Annotated in this window: 10 protein-coding genes; 2 read left to right on the top strand and 8 right to left on the bottom strand. The window is 71.2% G+C overall.

Annotated elements, in window-relative coordinates; genetic code table 11:
• Nucleotides 1-57: 57 nt before the first annotated feature.
• The 8 genes from FHR90_RS15170 to FHR90_RS15135 form a co-directional block, all read right to left on the bottom strand.
• Nucleotides 58-471: a transporter family protein gene (locus tag FHR90_RS15170; protein ID WP_176625637.1), complete on the bottom strand. Its 414-nt coding sequence runs from the start codon at nt 469-471 to the stop codon at nt 58-60.
• 232 nt (nt 472-703) lie between these two features.
• The gene (locus FHR90_RS15165; protein ID WP_176625639.1) at nt 704-1,639 is read right to left on the bottom strand and encodes an ABC transporter permease; all 936 of its coding nucleotides are present in this window, start codon (nt 1,637-1,639) and stop codon (nt 704-706) included.
• Nucleotides 1,639-2,676 (bottom strand): ABC transporter permease, encoded by a 1,038-nt coding sequence (locus FHR90_RS15160; protein WP_176625641.1) that lies wholly within the window; start codon nt 2,674-2,676, stop codon nt 1,639-1,641. Before FHR90_RS15160 ends, FHR90_RS15165 begins: the two co-directional genes overlap by 1 nt.
• Nucleotides 2,673-4,226, bottom strand: coding sequence for an ABC transporter ATP-binding protein (locus FHR90_RS15155; RefSeq protein ID WP_183275499.1), 1,554 nt, complete (start codon nt 4,224-4,226; stop codon nt 2,673-2,675). The genes FHR90_RS15160 and FHR90_RS15155 overlap by 4 nt, the downstream gene beginning before the upstream one ends.
• Nucleotides 4,227-4,230: 4 nt before the next feature.
• Entirely contained in the window at nt 4,231-5,340 is a 1,110-nt protein-coding gene (locus FHR90_RS15150) for a BMP family ABC transporter substrate-binding protein (protein ID WP_183275495.1), read from the bottom strand.
• Complete coding sequence (locus tag FHR90_RS15145; RefSeq protein WP_183275494.1) at nt 5,337-5,927, bottom strand: glutathione S-transferase family protein; 591 nt, start codon at nt 5,925-5,927, stop codon at nt 5,337-5,339. Before FHR90_RS15145 ends, FHR90_RS15150 begins: the two co-directional genes overlap by 4 nt.
• On the bottom strand, nt 5,924-6,538 hold the full coding sequence (locus tag FHR90_RS15140; RefSeq protein ID WP_221188291.1) for a Rieske 2Fe-2S domain-containing protein: 615 nt from the start codon (nt 6,536-6,538) through the stop codon (nt 5,924-5,926). The genes FHR90_RS15145 and FHR90_RS15140 overlap by 4 nt, the downstream gene beginning before the upstream one ends.
• Complete coding sequence (locus tag FHR90_RS15135; protein ID WP_246330309.1) at nt 6,535-6,858, bottom strand: hypothetical protein; 324 nt, start codon at nt 6,856-6,858, stop codon at nt 6,535-6,537. Before FHR90_RS15135 ends, FHR90_RS15140 begins: the two co-directional genes overlap by 4 nt.
• A 1-nt stretch (nt 6,859) precedes the next feature.
• Between FHR90_RS15135 and FHR90_RS15130 the strand changes: the two genes are divergently transcribed.
• On the top strand, nt 6,860-7,744 hold the full coding sequence (locus tag FHR90_RS15130) for an aromatic ring-hydroxylating oxygenase subunit alpha (RefSeq protein WP_176626357.1): 885 nt from the start codon (nt 6,860-6,862) through the stop codon (nt 7,742-7,744).
• Nucleotides 7,745-7,764: 20 nt separating this feature from the next.
• On the top strand, nt 7,765-9,066 hold the full coding sequence (locus FHR90_RS15125) for an amidohydrolase family protein (protein WP_266153002.1): 1,302 nt from the start codon (nt 7,765-7,767) through the stop codon (nt 9,064-9,066).
• The last annotated feature ends 9 nt before the right edge of the window (nt 9,067-9,075 follow it).

Raw genomic sequence — 9,075 nt, 5'->3', positions numbered from 1 at the left:
CCACCGGCCGCAATCCGCGCCGCGCAGCTTCCACTCGCGGCCGTCGCCGCGTAGGCTTCAGATCGGTGTCTCACAATCTGCGGGCGGTACAGAGGCGAGGATCAGGTCGCCGACGCCGCTGGCGCTGCCGAGTGCCTTCTGGCTGCCGGTGCCGTGCAATCCACCGAACGGCAGCAGGAACTGCGGGTCCGCGACCAGCGGCCCCAGTTTCACGAAACGGGCATAGCGCGCGATGGCGATATCGGAGACGAGATCGCCTCCGCTCGCGGCGATGCCGTCGGCATAGGCACGATCGCGAACCGCATGCTGGTAGTACAGCAGCGCGAGATTCGATCCCGGCGGCAGCGCGGCGGCGGCGTAATCGTCGGAATCGACATCGGTGGCCGAGGCCGCGCCCGCGCAGGCGAGCCACAGCGCAGCACCCAGGGTTGGCCGCAGGGCATGTGCCCGCAGCGACTGCATGATCGTCATGTTGGTGTTTCTCCCCGACAGGGACGCGCTTTTTGTTGTCACGCCAGCGACTGTCAGCCCGCTGGCGTTGCGTCCCGCGATTGATCGTCTCGACTTTGGGTCGTTGCCTGAAAACTCCCGGTCGTCACCCGATCATGGGAGGATCGCTCGCAGGCCGAAATCAACAGCCCGCGTCAGGAAGCTCGTCCGACCTGCCCGAAAATCGAGACAGTGCGGTGCAGTGGCGTGCTGCTCAGCGACCGCCGCGATGATAGGGCGTGCCGAGCGAGGCCGGGGCGGCCATCGTGCGCCGCAGCCGCCGGCTCAGCAGCAGCGGAACGATCACGCAGCCGATGGTGCCGAGATAGGGCAGGGTGTTGAGAACCGCGGGTGCGACCGGCCAGCCGCGTGCCTGGCCCATGAAGCCGATCGACGTGACCAGTCCGAACAGCAGCGCGCACAGCACCACGGGGATCGGCCGGTAACCGGCGAAGATCACCAGCGCGAGCGCGATCCAGCCGCGCCCGGCGACCATCCCGTCCGACCACACCGGCACCACCGCCAAGGTGAGGTCGGCGCCGGCGAATCCGGCCATGATCCCGCCGGTGATCACCGCGAGGCTGCGCAGCCGCATCACCGACAGCCCGACCGCATCCGCTGCGGCCGGGTATTCGCCCGCTGCACGCAGGGCGAGGCCGGCGCGGGTTCGGAACAGCCACAGATGCGCGGCCACCGGCAGGACCAGATAGGCGAGATAGACCAGGACGTTCTGAGCGAAGAAGGCCGGGCCGATGACAGGGATGTCGGCCAGCAGCGGGATGCGGACGGGGGCGAAGGTCGCCGCGACCGGCGCGCCGGCGACGTCGCGGCCGAGCACTGCGCTCAGGCCCACGCCAAGGAAGGTGAGGGCGACGCCGCACAGGAGCTGGTTGGCGCGCAGCACCACCGCGGTCAGCGCCATCACCCCGCCGCCGACGCCGCCGGCGATGCCCGCCGCCAGGAACCCGCCCCAGGGGTGCGGCGACACCGCCACCGTGATCACCGCCACCACCGCGCCGATCGAGACCAGCCCTTCGACGCCGAGATCGGTGACGCCCGAGCGCTCGGCGATCACCTCTCCCAGGGCGGCGAAGGCGAGGATGCTGCCAGACAGCACCGCATGCGACAGCAGACCGGTCAGCAGCTCCATCACAGCTTCACCCTCACATAGGCGGCAAGCTCGTCGGCGACCGCGATCGCCGCCATCAGCCCTCCGGTGATCGCCAGCACCGCCGAGGCGCTGATCTGCGCGGTCTGCAACACGATGCCGGTGTCGAGGATCAGCGCCATCAGCGCCGCCGCCGGGATCAGCGCCACTGCGGAGCCGCGCGCGAGCAGGGCGACGACGATGCCGAGATAGCCGTAATTGTTGGCGATGCCGCCCTGGAGCCGGTGCACCGTACCGGCCACCTCGATCATCCCGGCCAGCCCCGCCAGGCCGCCGGAGACCAGCATCACCGTGCACAGCAATGGGGCGGCGGCAATGCCCGCGTAGCGCGCCGCATCGGGATTGGCGCCGCAGATCGCGGTCTCGTAGCCGAAGCGCGACCGCGCCAGCACCACGCCGAGCACCACCACCACCACCAGCGCGACCACGAACCCCCAATGCACCGCACCCCAGACGGCGGGAATGAGGATCCTGAGCCGTTCGGTCGAGGCCAGCGCGTTGGTGACGTGATCGGCCCAGGGCCCGGTGGCGAGATAATAGACCAACAGCGAGGCGACGAAATTGAGCAGTAGCGTGGTGATGATCTCGCTCACCGACAGCCAGGCCCGCGCCACCGCGGGCAATGCGATCCAGGCGGCACCGGCGAGGACCCCGGCCAGCGCCATGACCGGCAGCATCAGCGCGCCCGGCAGCGGCACGAACAGCCCGATCGCGCTCGCCGCCGTCGCCCCGGCATAGAACTGCCCCTCGGCGCCGATATTCCACAGGTTCACCCGTACGCCGTTCCAGACCGATGCCCCGGTCAGCAGCAGGGGCGTCATGAACAGGGCGAGATCCTCGAGCCCGAATCGAGAGCCGACCGTCGAGCGCAGGATCAGCCGGCCGAGCAGCAGCGGATCACGGCCGCTGAGTGCGAGCACGATCCCTACCGTGGCCAGCGTCGCCAGCACCGCGAGGATGCGGGCCACCGCGAGGCGTCGCGGCGGCACCACGGCGAGGCGGACCAGCGGCGCGCTCATGCCGCGATCTCCGCATCCGCTGCGCGCCCGCTCATCAGCCGCCCGATCACGTCGCGTCTCGCCTCCGCCCGTTCCATCACCCCCATCAGCCGGCCGGCGGTGAGCACCGCGATCCGGTCCGACAGCGCGAGGATCTCGTCGAGATCCTCCGACACCAGCACCACCGCGACGCCTCCGTCGCGCGCGGCGGCGAGGCGCTCGCGCATCGCGGCGATCGCGCCGATATCGAGCCCGCGCGCCGGGTAGGAGGCGACCAGCACCGATGTCGCGATCCGTCCCTCGCGGGCCAGCACCAGACGTTGCTGGTTGCCGCCCGACAGGCCGCGGATCGGCGCGGTGGGGGAGGCGAGCCGCACATTCGCCGCGACGGCCAGGGCTTCGGCGAAACGCCGCGCCGCGCCCGCGTTGTAGGCGAGACGCCCGCCCACCGGCTTGACCCGATACTCGCGCAGCACCGCGTTCTCGGCGACACCGAGCGAGGGGGCGAGGGCGGAGCGCAGACGGTCTTCCGGCACGTGGCCGACGCCGGCGGCGGCAAAGGCGCCCGGGTCGGCGCCGGGTGCCGGCGCGCCGCCGAGCAGAACCCGGCCGGAGAAGGGGGCGACCAGCCCGGTCATCACCCCGGCCAGCTCCGGTTGCCCGTTGCCGGTCACGCCGGCGATGCCCAGCACCTCGCCCGCGCGCAGCACCAGCGAGACCGCATCGAGACGCGTCACCCCCGCCTCGTCACGCACGCTGACCGCCTCCAGCACCATCGCGGCGGGTGCATCCGGGCCGGGGGCGGGGCGCGCACGCGGATAGGAGGCAGGCAGATCCACCGGCCGGCCGATCATCTCGCCGACCAGGAGGGCGGGGGTGACATCGGTGATGCGGTGCGTGCCGACCAGTCGGCCGGCGCGCAGCACCGAGCAGCGATCGGCGACCGCCATCACCTCGTCCAGCTTGTGGGTGATGATGACCACCGCACCACCACCGTCGCGGAAGCGGCGCAAGGCGTCGAACAGGGAGGCGACCTCGACCGGGCTGAGCACGGCGGTCGGCTCGTCGAGGATCAGCATCTTCGCACCTCGCGACAACACGCGCAGGATCTCCACGCGCTGCTGCTCGCCGGCCGAGAGGCTGTCGATGCGCGCATCGGCGCGGATGGCGAGGCCGAAGCGCTCCGACAATGCGCGCGCCTTCGCCTCGATCGCGCCCGGCGCGACCCAGCCGGGCGTCTCGTTCCAGCCCAGGGCGAGGTTCTCGGCCACCGTGAAACGCGGCACCAGCTTGAAATGCTGGTGCACCATGCCGATCCCGGCCGCGATCGCCGCCGGCGGACCGGCGAATTCGACGCCGTAGCCATCGAGGATCATCTCGCCCGAATCCGGCTGGTACAGCCCGGTCACCACGTTCATCAGCGTGGACTTGCCCGCTCCGTTCTCGCCCAGCAGCGCATGGATCTCGCCGCGACGGAAATCGATCGACACGTCCTCGTTGGCGATCACGCCGGGAAACACCTTGCCGATGCCCGACAGTTTCAGGAACGGTGGCTCGCCCGGGGCGAACATGGTCTCAGGCAAGTCCGGCCCCTCCCTGCACCTGCCAGCTCCACTGATAGAGCTCGGCATCGCTCATCGACTGGCCGGCGGGGATGCGGATCCGGCCGGTGGTGTCGCGGATCGGGCCGGTGAACGGGTTCCATCCCGCGAGGATCCTCGTGCGCACCGCATCGGCCTCGTCGCGCACCGCCTGCGGCACCCGCGCGCCCCAGGCATCGCGGTCGACGCCATGGCCGAGGCCGAGGAAATGTCCTGCCGGCTGCCAGCGCCCGGCGAGGCGCGCAGCAATCTGGTCGATGTAGAACGGCGCGAAATCCAGCACCACGGAGCTGACATAGGAGTCCGGGCCGAAGCGTCGCATGTCGGTGTTCCACATCGCCGCCCAGACATGCCGCTCCTCGGCGACGCGCAGATAGGCGGGATCGTCCATGATGCCGCACAGGAAATCGCACCCCGAATCGACCAGTGCCGCCCCCGCCTGGCTTGCCGCCTGCGGGTCGAACCAGGAGTTGATCGAGATCACCCGCATCGTCGCCTGGGGATTGACCGACTGCGCGCCGAGCAGGGTGGCATTCGCACCGGCGAAGACCGACGGGATCGGAAACGAGGCGATGTAGCCCAGCCTGCCGGACTTGCTCAGCCGCCCGGCGGCCACCCCGATGATGTAGCTTGCATACCAGTGGGTGATGTAATACCAGCCGAGATTGTCGCTGACGTTATGGCCGTCGCATTCGAGGAACGCCACCTTTGGCGCGGCATCGGCGACGTCGCGGATGAAGTCGCCATAGTTCGAGGTGGCGATCACCATCGCCGCCCCTTCGGCGACGAACTGACGGAAGATCCGCGTCGCATCGGCCGAATACGGGATGCTCTCGACATAGATCGTGTTCAGCCCGGGCCAGCGCGCCCGCACCGCCTGCACGCCGAGATCATGCGCATGCGTCCAGCCGCCATCGCTGACGGGACCGACATGGCCGAACGCGACCAGTGCGTGCTCGGCGCTGAGCGGGCTGTCCGGCACGGTAGTCGCCGCGCGCAGCCGCGACGGGCGCAGCAGCGGCGACAGCGCGCCGGCGGCGAGCAAATGGCGGCGTGTCGGCAGGGGAGGACGAAAGACGGTCATTGATAATGCGCGATCCCCGGCATGGTCAGAAAGCCCGGCCACGCCCGCAGCGCCCGGATGAAGCGTCGCGTCGCCGGCACCAGGTCGTGCGGCAGGCGCAGGTCGTGGCTGAGGGCCGCGGCCGGGAAGGCGAGCAGGTCGGCGATCGCCGGATGTGCGCCGCCGAGAAACGCGGCACCCGCCTCGTGCTGTTCGGCCAGCCGGTCCTCCAGCGGCCGCAGCAGCGTCCAGGCCTCGGCCGCAGAGCCGGTCTCGGGCCGCCCGGCGGCGAGACAGGCGCGGCGCAGGGTCGAGAACCGCTCGCCGATCACCGCCGCGCGCTCCTCCCAGCCCTCCGCGGCAGGCTCGGCCCAGCCGGGATGCAGCGCGTCGTCGGCCAGCGCGCGCAGGATCGCGCGCACGCCGACGATGTCTCGGCCATGCCGGACCAGCACCGGCCCCTGCACCTCGGCGCGACGGTCGGTGAGCCAGGCGAGGCCCACCCCCATCAGCGCGGCCCCGAGCCGGACCGTGTAGGAGCGGTCGTCGAGCCCCCAGCCGCGCAGCACCGGCGCGGTGTCGGTCACGAGGGCCGCCGGCGCGGTCATGCCGCCTCCAGGGCGTCGCGCAGCGCGGTCGCCTCGCCCATCGTCCGGCGGCGCGCCTCCGCGGTGGCGCTCTGCGGCAAGGCCAGATGCAGCATGCTGGTCGCATCATCGGCGCCGTGCAGCCCGATCAGCGCGCCGTCACGCCAGATCCAGCCGCCCGCTCCAATTCCCGTCTGCGCCGCCACGGCCGCGCGGGGGCGCCGGACCGCGAGGCTGCGCAGGCCGCGCATCGGGGTGTCGTCGGGAAGGGTGGGCAGGGCGTCCGCATCGGCGGCGTCCGCCACCCAGACCAGCCCGGCCCGCTCCCGCACATGCCATGGATTCGCCCGGATGGTGCCGGGCACCTTGAGCTCGGGGTGGGCGGGGATCAGCCGGCAGCGGGCCGACGCATCGAACTGCCAGCCATGATACAGGCAGGTCAGCCGCCCCTCGCGCACGAAACCGAAGCTCAGCCGCATGCCGCGATGCGGGCAGCGATCCTCCCAGGCCTGCAGCAGGCCGTCGCCGTCGCGCCACAGCACGATCTCGGCGCCGCCGAGCCGGGCAGGGGCGGCGGTGCCGGCGGCGACATCCTCCGACAGCGCGATCGGCGTCCACACGCCTCCGCTCAAGCCGGCAGACTTTCGAATCGGGTGACCACGCAACCCGACGGCCCCAGCAGGCAGGCCATGCCGAACATTCCCAGCAGGATCTCGTCGCCGCTCAGCCGCGAATCGAACCGGGTCGGCGAGACATCGAGCGTGTCGATCGCAAGGTCGAGCAGGGCGGCACGGCCTTCGGCGAAGCGGCGCATCCCGGCCGCGTCGAACCGGCCCTCCATGCGGATACGGTGGCATTGTGCCAAACTGTCGGGGCCCTTCTCGCTGGCGCGGCATTCATTGCCCGCATCGCCGTGATGCTGGAATAATGTTGTCGAGACGTAAAGGACCATGATGTCGATCCAGCCCCTCACTGACGAAGCCGAGCCTGTCGAGCCGCAGACCCGCGCGCAATGGTATCCGCTCGGCGCGCCTGACGCGCTCGGCCTTGCGCCGCTGCGCACGCTTCTGCTCGGCCGCGACATCGTCTGCGCGCGCGACGGGGACGACATCCGTGTCCTGAATGGCAATCGCGTCCTGCCGGCGGTGGTGCGCTATGGCACGCTGTGGACCACGCTCGCCGAGCCCGGCGATCCGGAGATGGTGCTGCCGGAGGTGCCCGAGGCGGACGAGGCCGATCGCCGGCTGGTCGGCTGCGGCGCGATCGCGGTCGCGTCGTCCGGCCTGCGCCTGGTCGAGAACTTCCTCGACATGGCGCACTTCCCGTTCGTCCATACCGGCATCCTCGGCGCGGAACCGCACACCGAGGTCGCCCGCTACGAGATCGAGCTGCGCGAGACGCCGGGGGCCGCGATGAGCGAGGTCTGGGCCACCCATTGCCGCTTCTTCCAGCCGCAGGCGGCCCTGGCGGCGTCGGGCGGCATCCTCACCGACTACACCTATCGGGTCGCCGCACCCTTCGCGACGCTGCTCTACAAGACCTCGCCGGGCCAGGACTCGCGCCAGGACGTCATCGCCCTGTTCATCCAGCCGATGACGCCGACCACCGCGCGCGCCCATCCGGTGATGTTCCTGCTCGACGACACCTCCACCACCGAGGCGCTGGTCGAGTTCCAGCAGACCATCTTCCTTCAGGACCGCATCATCCTCGAGAACCAGCGTCCCGCCCTGCTGCCCCTCGATGCCAGCACCGAGATCCCGACGCTGGCCGACCGCGCCTCCGTCGCCTACCGTCGCTGGCTGAAGGCGAACGGCGTCCGCTACGGAGCGCTGAACTGAGCCTCACGCTCTGCGCACGGGTGCTCGACCCGCTCGCGCCCGACCGCGTCGCGCTGGCCGAGATCGCCCTGCGGATCGACGCGGACGGCACGATCGCCGAGCGGGCCGAGGCCGGTTCGGCGGCCTATGCGGCCCTGAGCGCCGACGCGCACGCGCTGCATCTCGATCCCGCCGACCTGCTGCTGCCGGGCCTGACCGACCTGCACATCCACGCCCCGCAATGGCCGCAGCGCGGCGCCGCCCTCGACCGCCCGCTCGCGCAATGGCTGGCGGCGCACACCTTCCCGCTCGAGCAGCGCTACGCCGACCTCGCCTATGCCGAGTCGGTTTATGGCGAGTTGGTGCCGGCGCTGCTTGCGCAGGGAACCACCACGGCGCTGTATTTCGCCACCCTCCACGAGCCGGCCTCGCTCGCGCTGGCCCGCACCTGCCTCGCCCACGGCCAGCGCGGCTTCGTCGGGCTGGTAGCGATGGACCATCCCGAACTCTGCCCCCCGCAATACCGCCACCCCGACGCGGCGGCGGCGATCGCGGCGACGCGCCGCTTCATCGACGCCGTCCGCGCGCTGCCTGGCAACGCGGCCGGGCTCGTGCAACCGGTCATCACCCCGCGCTTCATCCCCGCCTGTACCGACGCGCTGCTCGCGGGTCTCGCCCGCCTCGCCGCGGAGACCGGCGTGCGCGTACAGACCCATGCCTCCGAGAGTGACTGGGAACACGCCCATGTGCTGGCGCGCTGCGGCTGCACCGATACCGAGGCGCTCGACCGCTTCGGTCTGCTGCGTCGGCATGCGGTGCTCGCGCATGGCAATTTTCTCGACGTCCAGGACCTCGCGCGCATCGCCGCGCGGGAGGCGGCGGTGGCGCACTGCCCGATCTCCAACGCCTTTTTCGCCGACAGCGTGCTGCCGGTGCGTGCCCTGCTCGACCGGGGCGTGAACTGCGGTCTCGGAACCGACATCGCCGGCGGGTTCTCGCCCTCGATCTTCGAAAATGCCCGAGCGGCCGTGCTTTCGGCGCGGATGCTGGCCAGCGGGACCGACCCCGGGCGGGCCCCAGCGGCGCGCGGGGCAGGTGCGGCGATGCGACTCGCCTTCACCGAAGCACTGTGGCTCGCCACACGCGGCGGCGCCCAAGCGCTCGGCCTGTCCACCGGCCAGCTCGCACCCGGTACCCCGTTCGACGCGATCGAACTTTCCGGGCGCGGACCGGTGCTGCGTCTGGACGGTCCCGCCGAAGCGGTCGCACAGCGGATCGTCTGCCATGCCTCGGCGGCGGAGATCGGCCGCGTCTGGGTGGCCGGAACGTGCGTGAAGGCTTGAAAAACCGCG

The organism is Endobacter medicaginis (genome assembly GCF_014192375.1).
Taxonomy (GTDB): domain Bacteria; phylum Pseudomonadota; class Alphaproteobacteria; order Acetobacterales; family Acetobacteraceae; genus Endobacter; species Endobacter medicaginis.
Note: the sequence above shows the minus strand (reverse complement) of the source record. Positions and strands in the feature narration are given on the sequence as shown.